This window comes from Actinomycetospora cinnamomea (assembly GCF_003096675.1).
GTDB classification, from domain to species: Bacteria; Actinomycetota; Actinomycetes; order Mycobacteriales; family Pseudonocardiaceae; genus Actinomycetospora; species Actinomycetospora cinnamomea.
The window spans coordinates 409050-433081 of the sequence record NZ_QEKW01000001.1 but is presented as its reverse complement, the minus strand read 5'-3'; the positions used below and the strand labels follow the sequence as shown (position 1 = coordinate 433081).

The window sequence follows — 24032 nt, the reverse complement described above, 5'->3', positions numbered from 1 at the left end:
CCGGGCGGCCACTCAGCGCGGGCCGCAGGGGGTGGCCATGCGCCTGCCGAGGGCCGCCGGGTCCGGGGGCGCGCCCGGCCAGGCCCTCGTCTCCGGACCGGTCCCGAGCGTCCGCGCCCGCGCGAGGTCGTCGACGGTGTCGACGTCGCCGCGCAGGCCGGGCCACTCGCCGTCGAGGGCGACCGCGCCCGCGTGGGCGTGCGCCGCGGCGGACCCGGGCCCGAACCGCGGCCGCAGCACCCGCCCCGGCGCCGTGACGAGCAGGGTCGTGCCGGTGCCGGTGTGGTCGGCGACGAAGGCCGCCCCGGTGCCGGTCGCGAACAGGGTCTCCGCCCGGGCCAGGGCGTCGTCGAGCTCGTCGGGGCGCAGGGCGGGCAGGTCGGCCTGGAGCACCGCCACCCCCCGGCGCGCGCCACCGGTGCGGCGGAGGTGGTCGGCGCCGCGTCGCACGGCGGCGTTGAGGCCGGCGCCGGTGTCCGCCACGGTCTCGCCCACCCCGTCCAGCCGCATGCCGGGCTCGCCGGTGACCACGACCAGGCGGCCGGTGCGCACGGCGGCCCGCGCGGCGCGCAGCGTGTCCCGGGTCATGGCGAGGGCCAGCGCGCGGTGGGCCTGCTCGCGGTCGGTGTCGCTGCCGGGCAGGCCGGCGACGGCCGGGGCGAGGCGCGACTTCGCGCGGCGCAGCTCCTTCACCGGCACCACGAGGTCGACCCGTTCGTGCACCGCACCAGTCTGCCCCCTGCGCCGTGGCGGGGCAGGGGGCCGGGCGCGGGGACCCACCGGGGTGACGGGTCTCGCTGGACCGGCCCGGCGGCGCGGGAGAGACTGCGCGGCATCGGGCCGGACCCTCCGTGCCCGCACGGATCCGCGGAGGTGGGCGAGCCGGTGGCACGGGCGCGCGAGAAGGGCGGGCCGTGGGTGGCCCTGGCGGCCGCGGTCTTCTACCCGCTGACATGGTTGCTGGCCAAGCGCCGGATGGAGGGGCTCGAGCACGTCCCCGCCGAGGGGCCGGCCCTGCTCGTGTGCAACCACGTCTCCTACCTCGACCCCGTGTACACCGCGGTCTTCGTGCACCGCGCGCGGCGCGTGCCGCGGTTCCTGGCGAAGGCGTCGCTGTGGAAGGTCCCGCTGTTCGGCCGGGTGCTGCGCGGCAGCCGCCAGATCCCGGTCACCCGCGGGTCGGCCGACGCCGGGGCCAGCCTCGAGGCGGCCCGCGCGTCGTTCGACGACGGCGGCGTCGTCGTGATCTACCCGGAGGGCACGATCACCCGCGACGAGGCGGGGTGGCCGATGGCCGCCCGCTCCGGGGCCGCGCGCCTCGCCCTCCAGCGCGAGGGCGTCCCCGTCGTCCCGCTCGTGCACTGGGGCACGCTCTCGGTCTACGACCACTACCGCCGCCGCTTCCGGCCCTCGTGGCGCACGACGATCACCGTGCGGGCGGGAGCGCCGATCCCCATGGACGACCTGCGGGCCCGCGTGGCGCAGGCCGAGCCCGGGCGGGAGCGGTCGGCCGAGGTGTCGGCGCTGCGGGAGGCGACCGACCGGATGATGACCGCGGTGCGCGACCTGCTCGCCGACGTGCGCGGCGAGCCGGCTCCCGTGCGCGCCCACGGCGAGCGGGGGACGGGCCGGTGACCGCGCGGGAGGACGTGCCGCCGCTGAAGCGGGTCGCGGTGCTGGGTGCGGGCTCGTGGGGGACGACGTTCGCGAAGGTCCTCGCCGACGCGGGGACGCCGGTGACGCTGTGGGCGCGCCGGGCCGAGGTCGCCGAGGCCGTGCACCGCGAGCACCGCAACCCCGAGTACCTGCCCGACGTGACCCTGCCGATCGACCTCGCCGCCACCGCCGACGCCGACGAGGCGCTCGACGGCGCCGAGGCGGTGGTGCTGGCGCTGCCGGCGCAGCGGCTGCGCGAGAACCTCGAACGCTGGCGCGGGCACCTGCCCGACGGGGTGACGCTGGTCAGCCTGGCCAAGGGCGTCGAGCGGGGCACGCTGCTGCGCATGAGCGAGGTGATCCGCGAGGTCACCGGCGCCGAGGCCGGGCGGGTGGCCGTCGTGTCCGGGCCGAACCTCGCCGGGGAGATCGCCGCGGAGCAGCCCACCGCCACCGTCGTCGCCTGCCCCGACCACGAACGGGCGGTCGCGGTGCAGCACGCGTGCTCGACCGGCTACTTCAAGCCCTACACCAACCCCGACGTCATCGGGTGCGAGCTCGGTGGGGCGTGCAAGAACGTCATCGCGCTCGCCTGCGGCACGGCCGCGGGCCTGGGCTACGGCGACAACACCGCGGCGTCGCTGATCACCCGGGGACTGGCCGAGATCTCGCGGCTGGCCGTGGCCCTCGGCGCCGAGCCCCTGACGCTGGCGGGGCTGGCGGGCATGGGCGACCTCGTGGCCACCTGCTCCTCCCCGCTGTCGCGCAACCGGCGGTTCGGCGAGGCCCTCGGCCGGGGGATGTCGGTGGCCGAGGCGGAGGAGGCCAACCACGGCCAGGTGGCCGAGGGCGTCAAGTCGTGCGACGCCATCGGTGAGCTGGCCCGCCGCCACGGGGTCGACGCCCCGATCGTCGACGCCGTGCGCCGCGTGTGCGCGGGCGAGGTGTCGGCGAAGGAGGTCGGCGAGGAGCTGATCAACCGGGAGCTCAAGGTGGAGTGACGGCGTGCTCCGACCGTGGGGACTCCGACCGTGGGGACGACGTTTGCCGCCCCCGGCCCCGGGAACACTGGCCGCGATGGACGTGCTGCAGCGGATGGGCCCGAGGGTGGCGCCACGGACCGCCGTGGCCCCGCTGGAGCTCTGCGCACTCGCGACCACCGAGAACGCGGCGATGCTGCGGCGGCGGTTCCGCGGCTGGGTCGGCGCACTCACCGACACCGACACCGCCGACGACCTCGCGCTCGCGGTGTACGAGGCCCTCGCCAACGTCGTCGACCACGCCTACGTCGGGCGCGGCACGCCGGGGCTCATGACGCTGTGGGCGGTCGTGTCGTGTCCGCTGCTCACCGGTCGCGACCTCGTGGTCACGGTCCTCGACGAGGGCGCGTGGCGCCCGAGCAACGGGCCGGGCTGGCGCGGGCGTGGGCTCCCGCTGATGCGCGAGCTCATGCACTCCACGGCCGTGCTCGCCGACGAGGGCGGCACGACGGTGCAGCTGCGCCGCCGCATCGCGCCGGCCTCCGCGACGTCCCCGGTCGAGGCCGGCCGGGCCGCGGCGATGGCCTGACCGCTACCCGGTCGGCACGTGCGCGGGCACCGGGGTGTCCGCCGGCAGTGCCGGGCAGGTGGTCACTCCGGTGACGCGGGTGGCCAGCCCCACCACGCCCGCCCACCGGTGGTCGCCCGCCGCGACGGCCTCGGCGTCGCCGGGCGGGCCGCTGCGTGCCTTGACGCTGGCCTCGGCGAGGTCGACGGCGATCACCGCGGTCGCGGCCAGCTCCCTGCGGCTCGGCGGCTCGGCGTGGTCCTCCTGGCCGGGCGCGACGCGCGTCACCAGGGCGCGCAGGGCTCCGAGGACCTCGCCGGTGTCGGTCACCCGTCGCGCGCGGCCGCGGACGACGGCGCTGCGGTAGTTCGCCGACTGGGTGAACCAGCGCCGTGCGTAGACGAGCCCGTCGAGCACCGTGACCGTCACGCACACCGGCTCGTCGCCGCGCAGGCTCGCCGCGCCGCTCGAGCCGTGCAGGTAGAGGACCTCGCCGACCCGGGCGTGCAGCGTCGGCAGCACCACCGGCTCGCCGTCGACCACGCGCCCGAGGTGCGCGACCAGCGCCTCGTCGAGCACCGCGTGCAGCTCGGCGCGGTCCTCGCGCTGGCGGTCGCGGTGGCGCCGGACCCGCGAGCGGTCGGTGGGGGACAGGGGGGTGGTGGTCACGCTCCCAGCGTGGTGGGTGGAGTGGCATCCTCGAACGGCCACTTCCGTGCGATCCGAGGAGGCCACTCGTGCGCGGGCTGCCCCCGGAGCTCGTGCTCCCGCTCGACCGGTCGGTGCCGACCCCGCTCGCGGTGCAGCTGGCCGACGGGCTACGGGACGCGGCGGCGCGGGGTGTCCTCCGGGTCGGGCACCGCGTCCCGTCGACCCGGTCGCTGGCCGAGGAGCTGGGCGTCAGCCGCACGGTGACCGCCGCCGCCTACGACCAGCTCGTCGCCGAGGGCTGGCTCGGCCCCCGCCGCGGCGCCGGCACGTACGTGCTGGCCACCTCCCACGTGCGTGATCTTCTGAGCTATAGCTCAGAAGATCACGCACGTGGCGAAGCCCTGATCGACCTACGGCCCGGCGCGCCGTGCACGGAGGTGCTCGACCGGCGGGCGTGGCGCCGGGCCTGGCGGCGGGCCGGGGACCTCGAGCTTGCCACCAGGCCCGAGCACGCCGGCGTCCCCGCCTACCGCGACGCCGTCGCCCGCCTGCTCCTGCACCACCGCGGGCTCGCGGCCGCGCCCGACGACGTCCTCGCGACCTCGGGCACCACCGACGGGTGCGCCGAGGTGATCGCGCTGCTGGCCGCGGATCGCGGGCGCCCGCCGCGCGTCGCCGTCGAGGACCCCGGCTACCTGCGCGCCACGGCCCTGTTGCGTGACGCCGGCGCGGAGGTCGTGGGCGTCGGGGTGGACGACGAGGGCCTGCGCGTCGACGACGTCCCCGGGGGCGTCGACGCCGTCTACGTGACGCCGGCGCACCAGTACCCGCTCGGTGCCCGCCTGCCCGTGGCCCGGCGCGCCGCGCTCGTCGCCCGCGCCCGCGACGAGGGCCTGCTGCTGGTCGAGGACGACTACGACGGCGAGCTGCGCTACGACGTGGCCCCGCTGCCCCTGCTCGCCGGCCTGGGGCCCGACGTCACCGTGCACCTGGGCACGACGAGCAAGGTGCTGACCCCGACCCTCGGCGCCGGCTGGATGGTCGCGCCCCCGGCCTGGCGCGAGCGCGTGCTCGCCCGCCGCCGGGCGACCGGCGTGCGCCCCCCGCCGGCCGGCCAGCAGGTCGTCGCCGCACTGCACGCCGACGGCGCGCTGGCCCGCCACCTCGCCCGGCTGCGCCGCGAGCTCGCCGCCCGCCGCGCCCGGGTGGTCGACGCCGTCGCCGCGGGCGGTCACGCGGTGCGCGGCGACCGGGCCGGCGCCCACCTCGTCGTCCCGCTGCCCGACGGGGCGGCCGAGGACGCGGTCGTCGACGAGGCGGCCCACCACGGCGTGCACCTCACCGCGCTCGGCCCCTGCCACCTCGACCCGGCCGTGCCCCGCGCGTGCGGCGTGCTCGTCGGCTGGGCCGGACCGACCGCCGCCGAGCTCGACGACGCCCTGCGACGGCTGACCACCGTCCTCGGCGGCTGACGCCCTCGCGCCGGGCGGGCCCGGCGGCGAGGATCGGCGCGTGGCAGATCCGACCGAGCCCCTGACCTACGGGCGGTACCTGCACCTCGACGAGCTGCTCGCGGCGCAGGCCCCGCTCTCGCGCCCCGAGGCCCACGACGAGCTGCTCTTCATCATCCAGCACCAGACCTCGGAGCTGTGGCTCAAGCTGGCGCTCCACGAGCTCACCGGCGCCTGCGACGACCTCGCGCGCGACGACCTCGCGCTCGCCCTCAAGCGCCTCGCGCGGGTGAAGCACGTGCAGAAGCAGCTGATCGAGCAGTGGTCGGTGCTCGCGACCCTCACCCCCAGCGAGTACCAGCGCTTCCGCGGCTTCCTCGGGACGTCGTCGGGGTTCCAGAGCTACCAGTACCGGGCGGTCGAGTTCCTGCTCGGCGCCAAGGACCCGGCGATGCTCGAGCTGCACGCCGACGACGCCGCGGCGCGCGCCCTGCTCACCGCGGCCCTGGAGCGCCCGAGCCTCTACGACGAGTTCCTCCGCCTGCTCGCGCGCCGCGGCCACCCCGTCCCCGACGACGTGGCGCACCGTGACGTGCGCGCCGCCCACCGCGAGGACCCGCGCCTGGTCGAGGTGTTCCGCACGATCTACGACGCGCCGGAGCGGCACTGGGACGTCTACGAGACCTGCGAGGAGCTCGTCGACATCGAGGACAACCTGCAGCTCTGGCGTTTCCGGCACCTCAAGACCGTCGAGCGCACCATCGGCTTCCGCACCGGCACCGGAGGGACGACGGGGGCGTCCTTCCTGCGCCGCGTCCTGGACCTCTCCTTCTTCCCGGAGCTGTACGCCGTCCGCACGGCGCTGTGAGGGGTGCGTAGGCTCCGCCGCCATGACGAACCGTCCCCGCGTCGTCGTCCTGTTCGGGGGACGCAGCAGCGAGCACCGCATCTCCTGCCTGTCCGCGGGCAGCGTGCTCGCCCACCTCGACCCGCAGCGGTACGACGTGCTCCCCGTGGCGATCACGCCCGAGGGCGCCTGGGTGCTCGGTCCCACCGACCCCGACGCCCTGCGCCTGCACGGCCGCGAGCTGCCCGAGGTGACCGGCGGGCGCCCGGTCGCGCTGCCCGCCGACCCGACGCGCCGCGAGCTCATCGCCCTCGACGACGGCAGCTCGCTGGGCCGCGTCGACGTCGTCGTCCCCGTCCTGCACGGTCCCGGCGGCGAGGACGGCACCGTGCAGGGGCTGCTGGAGATGGCCGGCGTGGCCTACGTCGGCGCCGGGGTGTGCGCGAGCGCCGCGTCGATGGACAAGGACGTCACCAAGCGTCTGCTGCGCGACGCGGGCCTGGCGGTCGGTGACGTCGTCGTGCTGGGCCGCGAGCGCGACACGCTCACCGACGCCGAGCGCGAGCGCCTCGGGCTGCCCGTGTTCGTCAAGCCCGCCCGCGCCGGGTCGTCGGTGGGCATCACCCGGGTCACCGACTGGGCCGACCTCGACGCCGCCCTGGCCACCGCTCGCAGCGAGGACCCCAAGGTGCTCGTCGAGGCCGCGGTGGTCGGGCGCGAGATCGAGTGCGGGGTGCTCGAGCACCCCGACGGCCGTGTCGAGGCGAGCGTGCCGGCCGAGGTGCGCGTCGTCGGCGGTGACGCCGGCTGGTACGACTTCGACACCAAGTACCTCGACGACGCGTGCGAGCTCGACGTGCCGGCGAAGCTCGACGACGAGGTGACCGAGGCCGTGCGCGAGGCCGCGGTCGCGGTGTTCCGGGCGATGGACGCCGAGGGCCTGGCGCGCGTCGACTTCTTCCTCACCCCCGACGGGCGGTTGCTCGTCAACGAGCTCAACACCATGCCCGGGTTCACCTCGACGTCGCTCTACCCGCGCATGTGGGCCACGGCCGGCGTCGACTACCCGACGCTGCTCGCCACCCTGGTCGAGACGGCGCGGGCCCGCGGCGTCGGACCGCGCTGAGCCGGACACGCTGCGGAGCCGGACACGCAGCGGAGCCGGACCACCGGGTCGATGTCAGCCCGCCGGACGGCTGACCAGCGCGATCTTCACCCCGCGCGAGACGTCCTCGATGGGGCCGGTGCCCATCTCGGCGGGGATCGTCAGCCCGATGTACACGGCACGGTCGGCGGTCACCCACGTCGACGTGCCCGGCGCCGGGTCGTCCACCGCGATCCACTCGACGCCCTCGACGTCGAGCACGGACGCGCCGGCGTGCAGCTCCGCGGGCTGCGGCAGGCCGCAGCGCAGCACGATGGGCGGGGTGGCGTCCTCCCCGCCCCACGCGACCGTGGCCGCCGGCGCCGGGACGGCGAGCACCCGGCGGGGCATCAGGCCGCGCTCGGTGGGGATCTCACCGGGCAGCCCGGAGAGCAGCCGGGAGCAGTCGGCGCTGGCCGCGGCGGGCACGGGCACCGCGGGGACGGGCAGGCGCACGGTGTCGACGTCGGGCACGGGGTCGCGGACGAGCACGACCGAGGCCACCAGGACGCCGACCACGACCAGCACGGGCAGCGTCAGGACGATCCCGACGAGGACACGGGGCAGCCGGCGCACCACCTCGGGTGCGCGCGTGGGCGCCACCGGGTCAGTCGGCGGACACGACGGGGCAGGTCAGCGTCCGGGTGATGCCCGGCACCTTCTGGACGGCGCTCACGACCGTGCGACCCAGCGACTCCACGTCGTGGGCCTCCGCGCACACGATGACGTCGTAGGGTCCGGTGACGTCCCGCGCGGTGTTCACCCCGTCGATCCCGGCCACCTCCGAGGCGACCGCGGCGGCACGACCCACCTCGGTCTGGATCAGGATGTAGGCCTGGACCACGGACGTGCCTCCTCGGGGACGGGGGCCGGCGGACGGGTGCACCGGCACGGCGTGGCAGGCAAGGTACCGCAGGGAGCTGAGGGGTGAGCCGGACGGCGAACGGGCGCGGGGGACACGGACGAACCGGGGGGACCGCCCGCCGGGGTACCGGCGCGCCCGAGGCGGGCGAGACCGCGGCGGAGCTCGGCGAGTTCGGCGTCATCGACCGCCTGACCGGGGAGCGCTTCCAGCCCGAGCAGACGCTGCTGGGCCCGGGCGACGACGCCGCGGTGGTCGCGGCGCCCGACGGGCGGGTCGTGGCGACCGTGGACACGCTGGTCCAGGGCGTGCACTTCCGACTGGACTGGTCGGCACCCGAGCAGGTCGGCCGCAAGGCGGTGGCCGCGAACCTCGCCGACATCGGGGCCATGGGCGCGGTGCCGACCGCGCTGCTGCTCTCGCTCGCCTGCCCGGGCGACACGAGCACGGAGGTCCTCGACGGGCTCGCCGCCGGGGTGTGGGACGCCGCCGCGGACGCCGGGATCGGCGTGGTCGGGGGCGACACCGTGTCGGCGGACACGCTGGTGGTGTCCATCACGGCGCTCGGCGACCTGGAGGGCCGGGCGGCCGTCACGCGGTCCGGGGCGCGCCCGGGCGACGTGGTGGCCGTGTGCGGGCAGCTGGGGTGGTCGGCGGCGGGGATGGCGGTGCTGCGGCGCGGCTTCCGCTCCCCGGTGGCCATGGTGGCCGCGCACCGCACCCCCCGCCCGCCGTGGCGCGCCGGCCCGGTCGCGGCGCGCGCCGGTGCCACGTCGATGATCGACACCTCGGACGGGCTGCTCGCCGACCTGGGCCACGTCGCCGCCGCCTCGCGCGTGCACGTCGACCTGTCCTCGCGCCTGGTGCCCGTGGCCGACAAGCTGCGCGACGTCGCCTCGGCCCTCGGCGGCGACGCCCTGGGCTGGGCGCTCACCGGCGGCGAGGACCACGCACTCGTGGCCACGTTCCCGAGCGAGGACGTCGTGCCCGCCGACTGGGTGGTGTGCGGCGAGGTGCGCGCCGGCACGGGCGTCACCGTCGACGCCGACCGCTGGGGCGGCTCCGGCGACCCGGGCTACCTGCACTGGCGGTAGTACGTGCGTGATCTTCTGGGCTATAGCTCAGAAGATCACGCACGTAGGACGGTCAGCCCATCTCCGGCGGCCGGACGCCGCGGATGGAGGCGTCGACGAGCTGGATCGGGTGGAGCATCGGCAGGTCGGCGCCGAGGTACTTGCGGATCTGCAGCAGACACCCCGGGTTGGCGGTGACGAGCAGGTCGGCGCCGGTGCCGCGGATGTTGCCGGCCTTGCGGTGGCCGAGGTCGCTCGCCGCCTGCGGCTGGAGCATGTTGTAGATCCCCGCCGACCCGCAGCAGATCTCCGCCTCGGGCAGCTCGAGGAGCTCGACACCCGGGATCGCCCGCAGCACCCGCCGCGGCTCGCTACGGATCTTCTGCGCGTGCCCGAGGTGGCACGCGTCGTGGTAGACCACGCGCGCCTCGATCGGGTGCCGCCGGGCCCGGGCGTCGGCGAGTGTCTCGTCGACCACCTCGGAGATGTCGCGCACCTTCGCCGCGAACGCGGCCGCCCGCTCCGCCCACTCGGGGTCGTCGGCGAGCAGCTCGCCGTACTCCTTCATCGACGACCCGCAGCCGGCGACGTTCGTGGCGATCGTGTCGACCTGCGCGCGCTCGAACACCGCGATCAGCTTCTTCGCCCGCTCGATCGCCTCGGCCTCCCGGCCCGCGTGCAGGCCCAGGGCGCCGCAGCACGCCTGCTCCCGCGGCGCGATGACGTCCCAGCCCTCGGCGGCGAGCACCCGGGCGGTGGCCTCGTTGACCGGGTGGAAGAACACGTCCTGCACGCAACCGGTGAGCAGCCCGACACGGCCACGGCGCGGCCCGATCCCCGGCGTGCGCTCTGGCATCCGGCGGAACGCGTCGCGCACGCTCACCGGCGGCAGCAGCGACTCCATCGCGACGAGCCGCCCGAACCGCTCGGGCACCCTGGCCAGCAGCTTGTCCATGCTCTTCGGGCGCAACCGCTGGTACAGCGCCCCGCCCAGCGACGCCGCGCGCAGCCGCCGCTTGTAGGGGAACAGCGCGAAGATCGCCTCGCGGAACCAGCGATCCGACCGCGAACGCGGCACGTTGCGCTCGATCTGGGGGCGCGTGGCCTCGAGCAGGCGGTCGTACTGCACGCCCGACGGGCACGCCGTCACGCACGCCATGCAACCCAGGCAGCGGTCGATGTGGGTGGTGAACGAGCCCTCGAGCGGGATCTCGCCCTTCTCCGCCATCTCCATGAGGTAGATGCGCCCGCGCGGGGAGTCCATCTCCTCGCCCCACAGCGCGTACGTGGGGCACGTGGGCAGGCAGAACCCGCAGTGCACGCAGTCGTCGAGCAGTTCCTGCGCCGGCGGGTGGTGCGCGTCGAACGAGCCGAACTCCGACGGTCCGGCACCGCCGAGTAGGTCGGCCCGCTCCGGGGCCGGCTTCTCGCCGCGCTCGGAGGAGAAGTCGAGGGTGGGGCCGGGCGTGGGGTGGGTGGTCATGCGCTCACTCCGGTCGGCTGTCCGGTCTGGTCTGGCAGCGGGAGCCACGGCGCGAGGCGCCCGCGCCCGAAGCGCTGGTCGGGATCGAGGGAGGCGGCGACGGCCCGCAGCACCGTCGCGGACGCGGGTGCCGGGCCGAACGCGGGTAGCGCGGCGCCGGCGGGCCGCTGCCGCAGGGTCGACGTGCCACCGGCCTCGGCCACGCGCCGGTGGGCGGTGGCCACGACGTCGGCGTCGGCGGGCAGTGCCACGGTCGCGACGCCGGTGCGCGGCGAGGCGGTGACCCCGGTCGCCGACTCCAGCGCGTCGAGGACCCGCGGGAGCTCGGAGGGCGTCACCCCGAACCGGAACACCGCCCGGTCGTCGCTACGGGCCCGCACCGCCGCGGCGTGGGCCTCCCAGGCCTGCGTGGCGTCGTCGGGCGCGAGCACGGCGGCGTCGGAGCCGAGGATCTCGGCGAGCCGGCGCGCGCGGGCCTCGGCGCCGCTCTCCGAGCCCTCGAGCAGGCTCAGGAGCCGCCCGGCATGCCACTCCACCGCGGTCGGCTCCACCGGGCTGTCGGCGACGCGGCGCGCGAGGCCGGCCATCGCCGAGCGCTCGCAGGACGCGGCGACGGTGGCGGTGACCTGCGGCGTGGGGTGCAGGCGCAGCACCAGCCGGGCGAGCACCCCGAGCGTGCCCTGCGCGCCGTGCAGCAGCTTGGTCAGGTCGTAGCCCGCGACGTTCTTGATGACGTGCCCGCCCGAGCGCGCGACGGTGCCGTCGGCGAGCACGATGGTCGCGCCGATGACGAGGTCGCGCAGCGAGCCGTACTGCAGCGAGCGGGGACCGGCGTCGGCGGTGGCGAACAGCCCGCCGAGCGTGGCGCCCTCGGCGGCCCGTGCGGGGTCGACCGCGACGCGCTGGTGGTGCTCGCCGAGGTCGGTCTGCAGGGCGCCGAACGGCGTCCCGGCCCACACCTCGACGGTCATGTCGCCGGGGTTGTGGGTGACGATGCCCGACAGCCCGGTGGTGTCGAGGACCGTGTCGGCGGGCTCCGGGGTCCCGGCCCAGTCGTGGGCGGTGCCGGCGCCCGCGATGCGGATCGTGCCCGGCCGGTCGATGACGGCGTCGCGCAGCTCGTCGAGCGAGCGCGGGGTGATGGTGTCGGTCATCAGAGGCGCTCGATCACTCCGGCTTCCTCGAGGGGATGGGGGCGGTAGGGCCCGGGGCGCTCGCCGCACAGGCGCGGCGTCGGGAAGACCTTGCCCGGGTTGCAGCGGTCGTCCGGGTCGAAGGCGTGCCGCACCCGGTGCATCACGGCGAGATCGTCGGAGGAGAACATCCGCGGCATCGAGCACGCCTTGTCGGTGCCGATGCCGTGCTCGCCGGAGAGCGATCCGCCCAGCTCGACGCACAGCTCGGCGATGTCCGTGGAGAGCTTCTCGGCGGCGTCGTGCTCGCCCGCGGCCTCCGAGTAGAGCACCAGCGGGTGCAGGTTGCCGTCGCCGGCGTGGAAGACGTTGGCGACGCGCAGACCGGCGTCGCGGCCCATCTCGGCGATCCGCGTGAGCACCTCCGCCAGCCGCGTCCGCGGGACCACGCCGTCCTGGACGATGTAGTCGGGACTGATCCGCCCGACCGCGGCGAACGCGGCCTTGCGGCCCTTCCACACCTTCTGGCGCTCCTCGGCCTCGGCCGGCACGTGCATCCGGGTGGCGCCGTGGCGCTCGCAGATGGCCGTCAGGTGGGAGAACTCGGCCTCGACCTCGTCGGCCGGCCCGTCCAGCTCGATGATCAGCGCTGCGGGCGCGTCGACGGTCAGCCCGGCCCCGGTGGCGGCCTCCGAGGCCTCCATCGACAGCGAGTCCATCATCTCCACCGCGGCCGGGATGATCGCCGCGTCGACGATGTCGCCGACGGTGTCGCCCGCGGCCTCGATCGACGGGAAGTCCGCGAGCACCGTGCGCACCGTCTCGGGGGTCTGCAGCAGCCGCACGGTGACCTTGGTGCAGATGCCGAGCGTGCCCTCGGAGCCGATGAACAGCCCCCGCAGGTCCGGCCCGGCCTGCTCGCCCGTCGGCCCGCCGAGCGTGACCACCGACCCGTCGGCGAGCACGACCTCCATCTCGAGGACGTGGTTGGTGGTGAAGCCGTACTTCAGGCAGTGCGCGCCGCCGGAGTTCTCCGCGACGTTGCCGCCGATCGTGCAGACCTGCTGGCTCGACGGGTCGGGCGCGTAGTAGAGGCCGTACGGGGCGGCGGCCTTGGAGATCTCGAGGTTGTAGACGCCCGGTTCCAGCACGGCCCGCCGGTTCTCGACGTCGATCTCGAGGATGCGGCGCAGCTTCTGCAGCGAGATCACGACGCCGTCGGCGACGGGCATCGCGCCGCCCGACAGCCCCGTCCCGGCACCGCGCGCCACGAAGGGGACGCCGTGGCGGGCGCAGACCCGCACGCAGGCGGCCACCTCGTCGGCGTCGCGCGGCAGGACCACCAGGGCCGGGATCTGGCGGAAGCCGGTGAGCCCGTCGCACTCGTAGCTGCGCCGGCCCACCTCGTCGGTGATCACCAGGTCCGCGGGCAGGACGTCGCGGAACGCCCGGGCCAGCTCCGGCCCGACGGCCACGGGCGGAGTCGCCGCTCCGGGGGCGTCGTTCCCGGTGCCGCCGTGGGGGGCCTCCATCGTCCGCTCCGGCATCACGAGCCTCCTCGGGTGGTGTGCCACGAATCCTCGCGCGCCGACCGCACCACCGCCACCAGACGGGCGGGGTCGGCGAGGTCGGCGAACACGTGCTCGGCGCCCGCGGCGTGCAGCTCGTCGGTGCTCGACCGGCCCGTCGCGACCCCCACCGCGACCGCGCCGGCCCGGTGCGCGGCCTCGACGTCGAGCGGGGTGTCGCCGACGACGACCAGGGCCGGCGCGGTGCCGTACCGGGCCGCGAGGGCGTCCCGGGCGGCGGTGACGACGCGGACGCGCGCGCCCGGGCCGACGCCGTAGCCGCCGAGGTCGAGGTCGATGGGGGAGTCGGCGAGCCCGACCGCGGTCAGCTTGGCACGGGCGCCGGCGGGCACGTTGCCGGTGGTCAGGGTCTGCACGACGCCGGGCTCGGCGGCGAGTGCGGCGACGGTCTCGCGCACGCCGGGCAGGGTGCGGGCGACGGCGACGAGGTCGTCCGCCCGCCGCTCCCACGTCGCGGTGACGGCGGCCACCATGGCGTGGCCGAAATCGTCGCCGCGGGCGGTGATGGCGGCCGCGTGCTCGGCGGCCAGCGCGTCGCGCAGCGCCTCGCCGATGAGCCAGTCGGTGCGCCCGCCCATCGCGATCCGGTCGATCGGCGCGGGGTGGCCCGTGACCTCGGTGAACGCGGCGGCGAGCACCTCGCGACCGACCGTCCCGCCGTGCAGCAGCGTGCCGTCGACGTCCCAGCAGACCGCGACCCGCGGGGTCACCGCGCACCTCCCGAGGCGTCCGCGTCGTCGTCGGGCAGCCCCGCGAGCTCCTCGCCCAGCCGCGCGGCCGCGGCGACCACGGTGGGCCCCGCGCGCTCGGCCTCCGCGGGGGAGAAGCGCGCCGCGGGCCCGGACACCGACACCGCGCACGGCGTCGGCGCGCGCGGCACGGGCGCGGCGACGCAGCGCACGCCGACCTCCTGCTCGCCCTCGTCGAGCACCCATCCGCGGGCCCGGGCGGCGGCGAGCTCGTCGTGCAGCGCGGCGGGGTCGGTGAGCGTGGCGGGGGTGCGCGCAGGCATGCCCGTGCGGGCCACGAGCACGTCGACCTCCTCGGGCGTCATGGCCGCGAGCAGCGCCTTGCCCACGCCCGTGGCGTGCAGCGGGACGCGGCGCCCGACCTCGGTGAACATGCGCATGGGGTGCGGCGACGGGGCCTGGGCGAGGTAGACCGCGGTGTCGCCGTCGAGGCCCGCGAGGTTGGCCGACTCCCCGGTGGCCGTGACCAGCTCGCGCAGGGCGGGGCCGACGCCCTCCCCGAGCACATGCCCCGCGACGTCGCCGAGACGCACGAGGCGCGGCCCCAGCGCGTAGCGCCGGCCCGCCTCGCGGCGCACGTGGCCCTGCGCGACCAGCGTCGCGAGCAGCCGGTGGACGCTCGCCGCGGGCAGCCCGGAGGCGGCCGCGAGCTCGGAGAGCGTGGCCCGCCCGCCGGCGTCGGCGAGGTGGTCGAGCAGGTCGAGGGCCCGGGTCAGGGACTGCACCGACGGCATCGGGGTTCTCCTTCCCGGGTACGCCCATGAGGGGGATCACCGACGCGGTCACCCCATCATTCCGCATTGCGGAAGTCAACTTCCATGATGTAGAAAAGCGAACAGCACCAGGTCCCGTCGTGAGGAGTGCTGGCCAATGTCGACCACCGGTGTCGAGGTGTCCGGGTACACCGTCGAGCGGCAGGAGGAGGTGCTCACCGACGACGCGCTCGCGTTCCTGGCCGAGCTGCACCGGCACGCGCAGCCGACGCGCCGGCAGCTCCTCGAGCGCCGCAAGGAGCGTCGCGCGGAGATCGCGCGCACCGGCACTCTCGACTTCCTCCCCGAGACGCAGGACGTCCGCGACGGGGACTGGAAGGTCGCCGAGGCGCCCGCCGACCTGCGCGATCGCCGGGTCGAGATGACGGGTCCCACCGACCGCAAGATGACGATCAACGCGCTGAACTCCGGCGCGAAGGTCTGGCTGGCCGACTTCGAGGACTCGCACGCGCCCACCTGGGAGCTGGTCATCTCCGGCCAGGTCAACCTCATCGACGCGCAGTCCGGCGACGGCAAGCTGACCTACGACAGTCCCGAGGGCAAGCACTACGAGGTCACCGCGGACGAGCAGCCGACCGTCGTGCTGCGCCCCCGGGGGTGGCACCTGGACGAGAAGCACATCACCGTCGACGGCGAGAAGATCGCCGGCGGGCTCGTCGACTTCGGGCTGTACTTCTTCCACAACGCCCGCGGGCTGGTCGACCGCGGCAGCGGGCCGTACTTCTACCTGCCGAAGATGGAGTCGCACCTCGAGGCGCGGCTGTGGAACGACGTGTTCGTCAAGGCGCAGGACCTGCTGGGCATCCCGCAGGGCACCGTCCGCGCCACCGTGCTCATCGAGACGATCACCGCGGCGTTCGAGATGGAGGAGATCCTCTACGAGCTGCGCGACCACGCCTCGGGCCTCAACGCCGGGCGCTGGGACTACCTGTTCTCGGTGATCAAGAACTTCCGCGAGCAGGGCCGCGACTTCGTGCTGCCCGACCGCAACTCGGTGGGTATGACCGTGCCGTTCATGCGCGCCTACTCCGAGCTGCTCGTGCGCACCTGCCACAAGCGCGGCGCTTTCGCGATCGGCGGCATGGCGGCGTTCATCCCGTCGCGCAAGGACCCCGAGGCCAACGAGAAGGCCATGGCCAAGGTCCACGAGGACAAGGCCCGCGAGGCCGGCGACGGCTACGACGGCTCCTGGGTCGCCCACCCGGACCTCGTCGAGATCTGCCGCGAGGAGTTCACCAAGGTCCTCGGCGACCGGCCCAACCAGCTCGACAGGACCCGCGAGGACGTCCGTGTGGGGGCCGCCGAGCTGCTCGACGTCCGCTCGACGCCCGGGGACATCACGGAGGCGGGCCTGCGCAACGACGTGTCGGTGGGCCTGCAGTACATCCAGTCCTGGCTGTCGGGCACCGGCGCGGCCGGCATCTTCAACATGATGGAGGACGCCGCCACCGCGGAGATCTCCCGCTCGCAGGTGTGGCAGTGGATCCACAACGACATCGCGCTGGACGACGGACAGAAGGTGACGCCCGACCTCGTCCGCCGGGTGATCGACGAGGAGCTGCAGAAGATCAAGGAGACGGTGGGCGAGGACGTGTTCGAGAAGGGCCGCTGGCAGGACGCCCGCGACGTCTTCGAGTCCGTCGCGCTCGCCGACGACTACGTCGAGTTCCTCACGCTGCCGGCCTACGAGCTGATCGACTAGGACGCGTGACGGCTCCCCGCGAGGGGGCGAGGGACGCCCTGGCTGCCTGCGACGCACCGGGGGCGTCCCTCGCCCCGTCCGTATCGGTGACCTTCCGGGTCGCGGCGTACGACGACCCGGAGAGCGTGCGGTTCGTCGACGCCGTGCAGGCGTTCTACGTGGAGCGCTATGGCGGCGCCGACCGCACGCCCGTCGACCCGGCCGAGTTCAGCCCGCCGCGCGGGATCTTCCTCCTCGGGAGCCTTCCCGGCACCGGACCGGTGTGCTGCGGGGGCTGGCGGCGCCACGAGCCCGCGACGATCGAGGCCAGGGACCGCGACGTGCTGCGCCCGGGCGACGCGGAGATCAAGCGCATGTGGGTCGACCCGGCGCACCGTCGGCGCGGGCTGGCGACGGCCGTGCTCGCCGAGCTCGAGCGCACCGCCGCGGCGGCGGGGTGCGGGCGCACGGTGCTCGAGAGCGGCAGCGCCCAGCCCGAGGCGATCGCGTTCTACCGGGCGCGGGGCTATCACGAGATGCCGGGGTTCGGCGTCTACCGGGACGCCCCGGGCAGCATCTGCTTCGCCCGCGGGCTCGCTCCCGACCATGATCGCCCCCGGTGCTCCGCCGACCCGATCTGATCGGGTCGGCGGAGCACCGGGAGGGATCAGCGGGGCTACGGGTGGGTGCGGACCGTCGTGCGGCGGGCGCTAGCGTCGAACCCGGGTCGGCTCGCCGACCGGAATGACCCGTGCCCGTCCTTGCGGAGGCTCCCACCGTGGCCCGTCCACTCTCCGAGAGCGTCGAGGCCGGCTGGGCGGAGGCGCTCGAGCCGGTCGCGGACACCGTCGCGGCGATGGGTGACTTCCTGCGCTCCGAGGTGGCCGCCGGGCGGAAGTACCTGCCCGCGGGGCCGAACGTGCTGCGTGCCTTCGCGCAGCCGTTCGACGAGGTGCGTGTGCTGGTCATGGGCCAGGACCCGTACCCGACCCCCGGGCACGCGGTCGGGCTGTCGTTCTCGGTCGCGCCCGAGGTGCGCCCGCTGCCGAAGAGCCTGCAGAACATCTTCCGCGAGTACACGAGCGACCTCGGGCACCCGCCGCCCACCAGCGGTGACCTCTCGCCCTGGGCGGCCCGCGGCGTGCTGCTGCTCAACAGGGTCCTCACCGTGGAGCCCGGGTCGCCGGGGTCGCACCGCAACAAGGGCTGGGAGAAGATCACCGAGGCCGCGGTGTCGGCGCTCGTCGCGCGGCCCGACCAGCCGCTCGTGGCGGTGCTGTGGGGCCGCGACGCGCAGACGGTCAAGCCGCTGCTGGGCGAGGACGTACCGACCGTGGAGTCGGCGCACCCGAGCCCGATGTCGGCGGACCGCGGGTTCTTCGGCTCGCACCCGTTCAGCCGGGTCGACGAGTTCCTCCTCGAGCTCGGCGACGAGCCGGTCGACTGGCGCCTGCCCTAGATCCGGCGGCCCCAGCGCCGCCCCGGCGGGCGCCGGCGCTGGGGGGCGAACATGCTCCAGCCCTGCGGGGGCGTCGTCTCCGGACGGTGGCGCCCGGCGCGGCGGCGCGAGAACAGCAGGCGCCACAGGTCGGCGAGGCGTCGCCGGGGCCGTGGGGCGACCACGGGCAGCGACGGCCGGGCGACGACGGGCGCGGCGACGGCCGTGGCCGCGGGTGGTGAGGCCGCCGGGTGTGGCGGCGGGACCGTCCGGACGGGACCGGTGGGCTCGGCGGGTGCCGGAGGGGTGGCCGCGGCGGCGCGGGCCTCCTCGTCGGTGAGCCGTTCGGACGACACACGCAGCGGTGCGGACGTGCGGCCCGCGGCCCGTGGGCGTCCCGGCTGGCTCACGCGGACCTCCGTTCGTCGCTCCACCCGACGTTCGCGACGTGACCGAGTCTCACCCACGTAGATTGCAGATGCAAGAACACCTGCACCCGGCGAGAGCTGGTGCACGTTCTGGGGGAGGGCCCGTGCCCGAGATGACCGAATCCGACACCGCCGGCCTGGCGTGGCGCAAGAGCCGCCGCACCACACCGCGGGGGAGCTGCGTCGAGGTCGCGCCGTTGCCCGACGGCGGGGCGGCCGTGCGCAACGCGCGCCACCGCGACGGTCCGGTCCTCGTCTACACGCGCGCCGAGATCACGGCGTTCCTCCTCGGCGCCAAGGACGGCGACTTCGACGACCTGCTCGAACCGGCCTGAGGGGCCGCCGCTGCGGTCGGCGCCGGGTTCGGTCGACCTCGACGAGCGCGTCGACGGCGACCATCACCGGGCGACCGCGGACCCGCGGTGCGTCCCGGCGCCGTCGCCGACGGAGACCCGCGGTGCGCCGGTGGCGCCGTGGGACGAGGGTCGCTGGGTCAGCGAGCGACCTTGCCGGCCTTCAGGCAGGACGTGCAGACGTTCATCCGCTTCCGGTTGCCGTTGGCCAGACGGGTGTGCACGACCTGCACGTTCGGGTTCCAGCGGCGGTTCGTGCGCACGTGCGAGTGCGACACCGACTTCCCGAACCCCGGGCCCTTCGCGCACACGTCACAGACGGCACTCACGGCTGAACTCCTCGACACGCTGACGATTCCGCTCGCGCACCCACGCCGTCACCGGCGGTGCGCACTCCTCTCCAGCGTAACCGAGGACGCGCGCGGCCCCGGGCGCCGGGGTCGCCGGGGCGGGACGGGCGCGGGTCGACCCCGGGCGCTGTCGGTGCGGGGTGACATCCTCTCCCGCGTGGTCGGCATGGAGACGTCGCTGCTCACGGCCCTGGGCGACAAGACCGCGCGGCCGCTCGCCCGCCAGCTCGAGCTGCGCACGGTGGGCGACCTCCTGCGGCACTACCCCCGCAAGTACATCGAGCACGCGACGGTCACCCGCGCCACCGACCGGGAGGACCAGCGTTTCCGCCCCGGCGAGCACGTCACGCTGCTCGGGACGGTCGAGGGCGTCACGGGCCGGCGGATGCGCCACCGCCGCGGCCACGTCCTCGAGGCACGGGTGTCGGTCGGCGCCCAGTGGTTCACGTGCACGTTCTTCAACCAGCCCTACCGCGAGCGCGATCTCAAGCCGGGCACGAAGGCGCTGTTCTCGGGCGACCTGAGCCGCTACAAGGGCGGGTGGCAGCTGGCGGCGCCGGACTTCATCGTGCTCAACGCGGGGGCGAGTGCCCACCTGCCCGGCCTCATCCCCGTCTACCCGGCCACCCGCAGGCTGCGGTCGTGGCAGGTGATGATGGCCGTGCGCCAGGTGCTCGACCTGCTCGACGAGCCCGAGGACCCGCTGCCCGACACGCTGCGCGCCGCGCACGGCCTCGCGTCGCTGGGCGACGCGCTGCGCCGGGTGCACCTGCCCGACACCTACGAGGAGCAGCGGGCGGCGCGGCGGCGCCTCGTGTGGGACGAGGCGTTCGGGCTCCAGCTCGCGATGGTCGGGCGACGGGCCAGCGCCACCACCCGCCCCGCGCCCGCGTGCCCGCGCCGGGAGGACGGGCTCGCGGCCGCGTTCGACGCGCGGCTGCCGTTCGCCCTCACCGGCTCGCAGCGGGATGTGGGTGAGTCGCTGAGCGCCGCCCTGGCGGGCACGGAGCCGCTCAACCGCCTGCTGCAGGGCGACGTCGGCTCGGGCAAGACGATCGTGGCGTTGCGGGCGATGCTGCAGGTCGTCGACGCCGGCCGGCAGGCGGTGCTGCTGGCACCCACGGAGGTCCTGGCCGCCCAGCACGCGCGCTCGCTACGGGCGATGCTCGGGCCGCTGGGACGCGCGGGCGAGCTCGACGCCGACCCCGAGGGAGCGACGCGGGTCACGCTCCTCACCGGGTCGCTGGGTGCCAGGGCCCGCCGCGAGGCGCTGCTCGACGCGCAGTCGGGCGCCGCGGGCATCGTCGTCGGCACCCACGCCGTGATCCAGCAGGGCGTGGGCTTCGCCGACCTCGGGCTCGTCGTGGTCGACGAGCAGCACCGCTTCGGGGTGCACCAGCGCGACGAGCTGCGCTCGCGGCCGGGGGAGACGACGCCGCACGTGCTCGTCATGACCGCCACGCCGATCCCGCGCACGGTGGCGCTGACGCTGTACGGCGACCTCGACACCTCCGAGCTCACCGAGCTGCCCGCGGGACGCCGGCCGATCGCCACCACGGCGGTGCCGGCGGGCGTGAAGCCCCGCTGGCTCGACCGGGCGTGGGAGCGGGTGCACGAGGAGGTCGGTGCGGGCCACCAGGTCTACGTGGTGTGCCCGCGCATCGGCGACGAGGGCGGCGAACCGGGCGAGGAGCAGCCCCCGACCGCGGCCGACGACCTGCTCGACCCCGAGCGCGACGAGGAGACCGAGGCGCCGGTCGCGCGCCCGCCGCTGGCGGTCAGCGAGGTCGGGCCGATGCTCGCCGAGGGCCCGCTCGCCGGGCTGCGGCTGGAGATCCTGCACGGGCGGCTGCCCACCGACGAGAAGGACGCGGTCATGCGGGCCTTCGGCGAGGGCCGGGTGGACGTGCTGGTGGCCACCACCGTCGTCGAGGTCGGCGTCGACGTCCCCAACGCCACGATGATGATCATCATGGACGCCGACCGCTTCGGGGTCTCCCAGCTCCACCAGCTGCGAGGACGGGTCGGGCGCGGCTCGGCGCCCTCGTCGTGCCTGCTCGTCACCGACGCCCTGCCGGGCTCGCCCGCGCTCGAGCGGCTCGAGCGGCTGGCCGCCACGCCCGACGGGTTCGAGGTGGCCCGCCTCGACCTCCAGGTGCGCGACGAGGGCGACGTCCTCGGCGCCCAGCAGTCCGGCCGCCACTCGGGGCTGCACATGCTCTCGGTGCTGCGCCACGGCGACGTCATCGCCGAGGCCCGCGAGGAGGCCCGCGCGGTGCTGGCCGTCGACCCCTCGCTCGCCGACCACCCGGGTCTCGCCGGGCTCGTCCGCTCCGTGGTCGGCGAGGACGAGGCGGCGTTCCTCGACCGTCTGTAGGAGCCCGGAGCGCCGTCCCCGATCCGCCGCGAGACCACGACCGGGGGTGAGGGGGGCCGCTCGTCGTCACCGGAACGGGCCAGTGGCGCGGTGAGCGGTCCGTGGCTCCGACGGTCGCCGATGAGCGCGGTGCGACGACCGGCGAGCGCGCTGGGACGGTGTGGCGTGGTCCCGGGTGGTCACGGATCGGTTACGTTCTGGTCGTCGCCGAGCATCAGCCCGGTGACGCGCTCGGCCGCTCCGTCCGGTTCCCCGTCCGGCGGCCTCCCCGGAGCGCACGACCTCCCAGGACGGGGCGGGTGACCGACCTCGCGCCGCAGCTCCCCAGCGGCGCGGGAGTCCGCGGACCCGGGGTCGTCCCCACGGCCCCCGGTCCGTCGCGTGCCGCCCGGCGGGCGTGGAGATCGCGCATGACGGCTGTGCTGCCCGAGACCGACCCGGTGTCGAAGCAGGCCCCGGCCCCGCGCCCCGGGGGACGCCACCGCGCCCCCGAGGCCGCGACGGCCGGCTCGATGGGCGTCGTCCCCGTCGACCGCCGCTCGCGCTCGGCGCACGGGCGGCACGGGCGTCCGGCCGGCCACGGCGAGCCGCCCCACCCGTGGGGCCGCGCCGCGCGCACCGCGGGCCTGTCGCTGGCCGCGCTCGGCGCGGTCGCGACCGCCGGCGGAATGGCGACGCACGGGCTCCTCGGCGACGAGGCGGCGCCCGTCACCGGCGAGACCGCGATCTCCCCGGAGCTCGCCTCGGCGAACCTCGCGCTGGCCCCGGCCGCCCCGGCCCTCGACGCCGCCACGACCTCGGTGCTGCCGGTCGTGGCGTCGAGCCCGGCCTCCGGCGTCTCGTCGATCAAGCACGACTCGCCCGACTCGCGGGCGGCCGCCCGGACCACCCAGCAGGACCAGGAGCGCAGCAGCGAGGCCTCGTCGAGCGGGTCGGACGGCGAGGAGGTGTCCTCGGCCGGCTCGTCCGTCGCGCAGCAGGCCATCGCGGCTGCGCGCAGCCAGCTGGGCGTGCCCTACGTGTGGGGCGGCACCAGCCCGAGCGGGTTCGACTGCTCCGGCCTGACGCAGTGGGCCTTCGAGAAGGCCGGCGTCGAGCTGCCGCGCACCTCGCGGGCGCAGGCACAGGCCGGCGAGGACGTCGACCTCGACAACCTGCAGCCCGGCGACCTCATCTTCTTCAACAGCCCGGTCAGCCACGTCGGCATGTACATCGGTGACGGCCAGATGATCGAGGCGCCGCAGTCCGGCAAGGACGTCCGGGTCGCGTCGGTGGCCCGCCGGATGGACGACGCCGTCGGCGCGCGCCGCTTCGCCTGAGCGCGAGGTGAAGGGGTCCGGGCCCGCCGCCCCGAACGGCGGGCCCGGACCATGCGGTGTGCGGAGGCTCCCCAGCTCCCACTCACCAGGTCGACACCCCTCGGGTGACCCGCCGACGGTGACCGCAAACACGCGGACCGGGGCGCCCGGTCGGTTCCCGCGCCCTGGGCCATCCTGGGACGTGTGACCGCTCCACGGCCCGTCGCGAGCCTGTTCGCGCTGGTCGGAGCCCTCATCCTGGTCGTGGTGAGCGGCTGCGGGTCGCCCGGATCGGCGCCCGATCCGTGCGCCCCCGCCGTGCCCGGTGGATCGGTGCAGACGGTTGACACGAGCGGGACGCGGCTGCACGTCACCACCGCGGGACCGGTCGGCGCGCCGGTCGTCGTGCTCCTGCACGGCTTCCCCGAGACCGCCGCCACGTGGCGCGCGGTGGCCACCGACCTGGCCGCCGACCACCGCGTCGTCGTGCCCGACCTCCGCGGTGCCGGGTGCTCCGGCCTCGCCCCGCCGGGCACCGACGCCTACGCGACGCGCGACCTCGCCGCCGACCTCGCCGTGCTCGCCGGCGCCCTGCGCCTGCCGCCCGCGACGGTCGTGGGCCACGACCTGGGTGCGATGGCGGCCGTGGCGTGGGCCCGGGCGCGCCCCGCGCAGGTGGCGCACCTGGTGATCTCCGGGGGCGGGGTGCCCGGCTACGGCCTCGCCGAGCGCGGCCCGCCGCACCTGCGGACCTTCGGCGACGCGCCCCCCGGGGCGATCGAGGCCGCGGAACGCCCCCGGCTGCAGGCGTTCCTCGCCGGCTTCACCGGGACGCAGGCCTTCCCGCTCGACGACACCGTCGCCGCCTACGCGCCGCCGGGGCGCCTGGACGCGGCGATGGGTCGCTACCGGGCGCTGCACCGCGACGCCGCGGCGAACCGCGCCGACCCCCGTCCGCTGGCGATGCCGGTGCTCGTCGTCTCCGGCGGCGCGCCCGACCTCGGCGCCGACACGCTCACCCCGTTGCGCCCGGACCGGCGCGTCGTCGTCGTGCCCGGCGCGGGGCACTACGTGCAGGTCGAGCGACCGACGGCGTTCGCCGACGCCGTGCGCCGCGTCGCGCGGTGATCAACGGGGAGTTCGCGCGC

The 24032-nt window shown here is 75.8% G+C and carries 25 protein-coding genes; 14 read left to right on the top strand and 11 right to left on the bottom strand.

Annotated elements, in window-relative coordinates; genetic code table 11:
• Nucleotides 1-12: 12 nt before the first annotated feature.
• A complete protein-coding gene (gene cofC / locus C8D89_RS02130) occupies nt 13-723 on the bottom strand; it encodes a 2-phospho-L-lactate guanylyltransferase (protein WP_116706390.1) in 711 nt (236 codons plus the stop codon).
• A 162-nt stretch (nt 724-885) separates the two neighbouring features.
• On the opposite strand from cofC, the gene C8D89_RS02125 reads away from it, so the two are divergent.
• The 3 genes from C8D89_RS02125 (at nt 886) to C8D89_RS02115 (ending at nt 3225) form a co-directional block, all read left to right on the top strand.
• The gene (locus C8D89_RS02125) at nt 886-1635 is read left to right on the top strand and encodes a lysophospholipid acyltransferase family protein (protein WP_243417725.1); all 750 of its coding nucleotides are present in this window, start codon (nt 886-888) and stop codon (nt 1633-1635) included.
• A gap of 23 nt (nt 1636-1658) precedes the next feature.
• The gene (locus C8D89_RS02120) at nt 1659-2657 is read left to right on the top strand and encodes an NAD(P)H-dependent glycerol-3-phosphate dehydrogenase (protein WP_116706868.1); all 999 of its coding nucleotides are present in this window, start codon (nt 1659-1661) and stop codon (nt 2655-2657) included.
• Nucleotides 2658-2733: 76 nt separating this feature from the next.
• A complete protein-coding gene (locus C8D89_RS02115) occupies nt 2734-3225 on the top strand; it encodes an ATP-binding protein (protein ID WP_116706389.1) in 492 nt (163 codons plus the stop codon).
• Nucleotides 3226-3228: 3 nt separating this feature from the next.
• On the opposite strand, the gene C8D89_RS02110 is transcribed toward C8D89_RS02115, so the two are convergent.
• The gene (locus C8D89_RS02110) at nt 3229-3873 is read right to left on the bottom strand and encodes a pyridoxamine 5'-phosphate oxidase family protein (RefSeq protein WP_116706388.1); all 645 of its coding nucleotides are present in this window, start codon (nt 3871-3873) and stop codon (nt 3229-3231) included.
• Between the two features lie 68 nt (nt 3874-3941).
• Here C8D89_RS02110 and pdxR point away from each other — a divergent pair, with 68 nt between their 5' ends.
• Genes pdxR through C8D89_RS02095 form a run of 3 tightly spaced genes read left to right on the top strand, consistent with a single transcriptional unit; the run spans nt 3942 to nt 7279 of the window.
• Nucleotides 3942-5327, top strand: coding sequence for a MocR-like pyridoxine biosynthesis transcription factor PdxR (gene pdxR / locus C8D89_RS02105; RefSeq protein WP_116706387.1), 1386 nt, complete (start codon nt 3942-3944; stop codon nt 5325-5327).
• Nucleotides 5328-5367: 40 nt separating this feature from the next.
• Entirely contained in the window at nt 5368-6174 is an 807-nt protein-coding gene (locus C8D89_RS02100) for a tryptophan 2,3-dioxygenase (RefSeq protein ID WP_116706386.1), read from the top strand.
• 22 nt (nt 6175-6196) lie between these two features.
• Nucleotides 6197-7279: a D-alanine--D-alanine ligase family protein gene (locus C8D89_RS02095; RefSeq protein ID WP_116706385.1), complete on the top strand. Its 1083-nt coding sequence runs from the start codon at nt 6197-6199 to the stop codon at nt 7277-7279.
• Nucleotides 7280-7333: 54 nt separating this feature from the next.
• Here C8D89_RS02095 and C8D89_RS02090 read toward each other — a convergent pair whose 3' ends face one another.
• Nucleotides 7334-7900: a DUF3515 domain-containing protein gene (locus C8D89_RS02090; RefSeq protein WP_116706384.1), complete on the bottom strand. Its 567-nt coding sequence runs from the start codon at nt 7898-7900 to the stop codon at nt 7334-7336.
• A gap of 4 nt (nt 7901-7904) precedes the next feature.
• Nucleotides 7905-8141, bottom strand: a complete 237-nt coding sequence (locus tag C8D89_RS02085) for an Lrp/AsnC ligand binding domain-containing protein (RefSeq protein WP_116706383.1) — start codon at nt 8139-8141, stop codon at nt 7905-7907.
• An 83-nt stretch (nt 8142-8224) separates the two neighbouring features.
• On the opposite strand from C8D89_RS02085, the gene C8D89_RS02080 reads away from it, so the two are divergent.
• Nucleotides 8225-9253, top strand: a complete 1029-nt coding sequence (locus tag C8D89_RS02080; RefSeq protein ID WP_116706382.1) for a thiamine-phosphate kinase — start codon at nt 8225-8227, stop codon at nt 9251-9253.
• Nucleotides 9254-9305: 52 nt separating this feature from the next.
• On the opposite strand, the gene C8D89_RS02075 is transcribed toward C8D89_RS02080, so the two are convergent.
• The 5 genes from C8D89_RS02075 to C8D89_RS02055 are packed head-to-tail and all read right to left on the bottom strand — an operon-like array spanning nt 9306 to nt 14920.
• Nucleotides 9306-10715: a (Fe-S)-binding protein gene (locus tag C8D89_RS02075; protein ID WP_116706381.1), complete on the bottom strand. Its 1410-nt coding sequence runs from the start codon at nt 10713-10715 to the stop codon at nt 9306-9308.
• Nucleotides 10712-11869 (bottom strand): FAD-binding oxidoreductase, encoded by a 1158-nt coding sequence (locus C8D89_RS02070; RefSeq protein WP_116706380.1) that lies wholly within the window; start codon nt 11867-11869, stop codon nt 10712-10714. The genes C8D89_RS02075 and C8D89_RS02070 overlap by 4 nt, the downstream gene beginning before the upstream one ends.
• The gene (locus C8D89_RS02065; protein WP_243417723.1) at nt 11869-13395 is read right to left on the bottom strand and encodes an FAD-binding oxidoreductase; all 1527 of its coding nucleotides are present in this window, start codon (nt 13393-13395) and stop codon (nt 11869-11871) included. Before C8D89_RS02065 ends, C8D89_RS02070 begins: the two co-directional genes overlap by 1 nt.
• On the bottom strand, nt 13395-14147 hold the full coding sequence (locus tag C8D89_RS02060) for an HAD family hydrolase (protein WP_165825502.1): 753 nt from the start codon (nt 14145-14147) through the stop codon (nt 13395-13397). Before C8D89_RS02060 ends, C8D89_RS02065 begins: the two co-directional genes overlap by 1 nt.
• Nucleotides 14144-14920 carry an IclR family transcriptional regulator gene (locus tag C8D89_RS02055; protein ID WP_116706378.1) on the bottom strand — a complete coding sequence of 259 codons (777 nt, stop codon included), beginning with the start codon at nt 14918-14920 and terminating at the stop codon, nt 14144-14146. Before C8D89_RS02055 ends, C8D89_RS02060 begins: the two co-directional genes overlap by 4 nt.
• A 136-nt stretch (nt 14921-15056) precedes the next feature.
• Here C8D89_RS02055 and aceB point away from each other — a divergent pair, with 136 nt between their 5' ends.
• The 3 genes from aceB (at nt 15057) to C8D89_RS02040 (ending at nt 18099) form a co-directional block, all read left to right on the top strand.
• Nucleotides 15057-16661, top strand: coding sequence for a malate synthase A (gene aceB / locus C8D89_RS02050; RefSeq protein WP_116706377.1), 1605 nt, complete (start codon nt 15057-15059; stop codon nt 16659-16661).
• An 86-nt stretch (nt 16662-16747) separates the two neighbouring features.
• A complete protein-coding gene (locus C8D89_RS02045; protein ID WP_116706376.1) occupies nt 16748-17281 on the top strand; it encodes a GNAT family N-acetyltransferase in 534 nt (177 codons plus the stop codon).
• Nucleotides 17282-17418: 137 nt separating this feature from the next.
• Complete coding sequence (locus C8D89_RS02040) at nt 17419-18099, top strand: uracil-DNA glycosylase (RefSeq protein WP_116706375.1); 681 nt, start codon at nt 17419-17421, stop codon at nt 18097-18099.
• Here the strand turns inward: C8D89_RS02040 and C8D89_RS02035 are convergent.
• Nucleotides 18096-18488, bottom strand: a complete 393-nt coding sequence (locus tag C8D89_RS02035) for a hypothetical protein (protein ID WP_116706374.1) — start codon at nt 18486-18488, stop codon at nt 18096-18098. The genes C8D89_RS02040 and C8D89_RS02035 overlap by 4 nt on opposite strands.
• A 131-nt stretch (nt 18489-18619) precedes the next feature.
• Between C8D89_RS02035 and C8D89_RS02030 the strand changes: the two genes are divergently transcribed.
• A complete protein-coding gene (locus tag C8D89_RS02030; RefSeq protein ID WP_116706866.1) occupies nt 18620-18841 on the top strand; it encodes a DUF397 domain-containing protein in 222 nt (73 codons plus the stop codon).
• Between the two features lie 158 nt (nt 18842-18999).
• On the opposite strand, the gene rpmB is transcribed toward C8D89_RS02030, so the two are convergent.
• On the bottom strand, nt 19000-19188 hold the full coding sequence (gene rpmB / locus C8D89_RS02025) for a 50S ribosomal protein L28 (protein WP_116706373.1): 189 nt from the start codon (nt 19186-19188) through the stop codon (nt 19000-19002).
• 187 nt (nt 19189-19375) lie between these two features.
• On the opposite strand from rpmB, the gene recG reads away from it, so the two are divergent.
• The 3 genes from recG to C8D89_RS02010 all read left to right on the top strand — a co-directional run bounded on the left by recG (nt 19376) and on the right by C8D89_RS02010 (nt 24012).
• Complete coding sequence (gene recG / locus C8D89_RS02020; protein WP_116706865.1) at nt 19376-21586, top strand: ATP-dependent DNA helicase RecG; 2211 nt, start codon at nt 19376-19378, stop codon at nt 21584-21586.
• Between the two features lie 410 nt (nt 21587-21996).
• Entirely contained in the window at nt 21997-22905 is a 909-nt protein-coding gene (locus C8D89_RS02015) for a C40 family peptidase (protein WP_116706372.1), read from the top strand.
• 183 nt (nt 22906-23088) lie between these two features.
• Nucleotides 23089-24012, top strand: coding sequence for an alpha/beta fold hydrolase (locus tag C8D89_RS02010; RefSeq protein ID WP_165825501.1), 924 nt, complete (start codon nt 23089-23091; stop codon nt 24010-24012).
• Nucleotides 24013-24032: the final 20 nt, after the last annotated feature.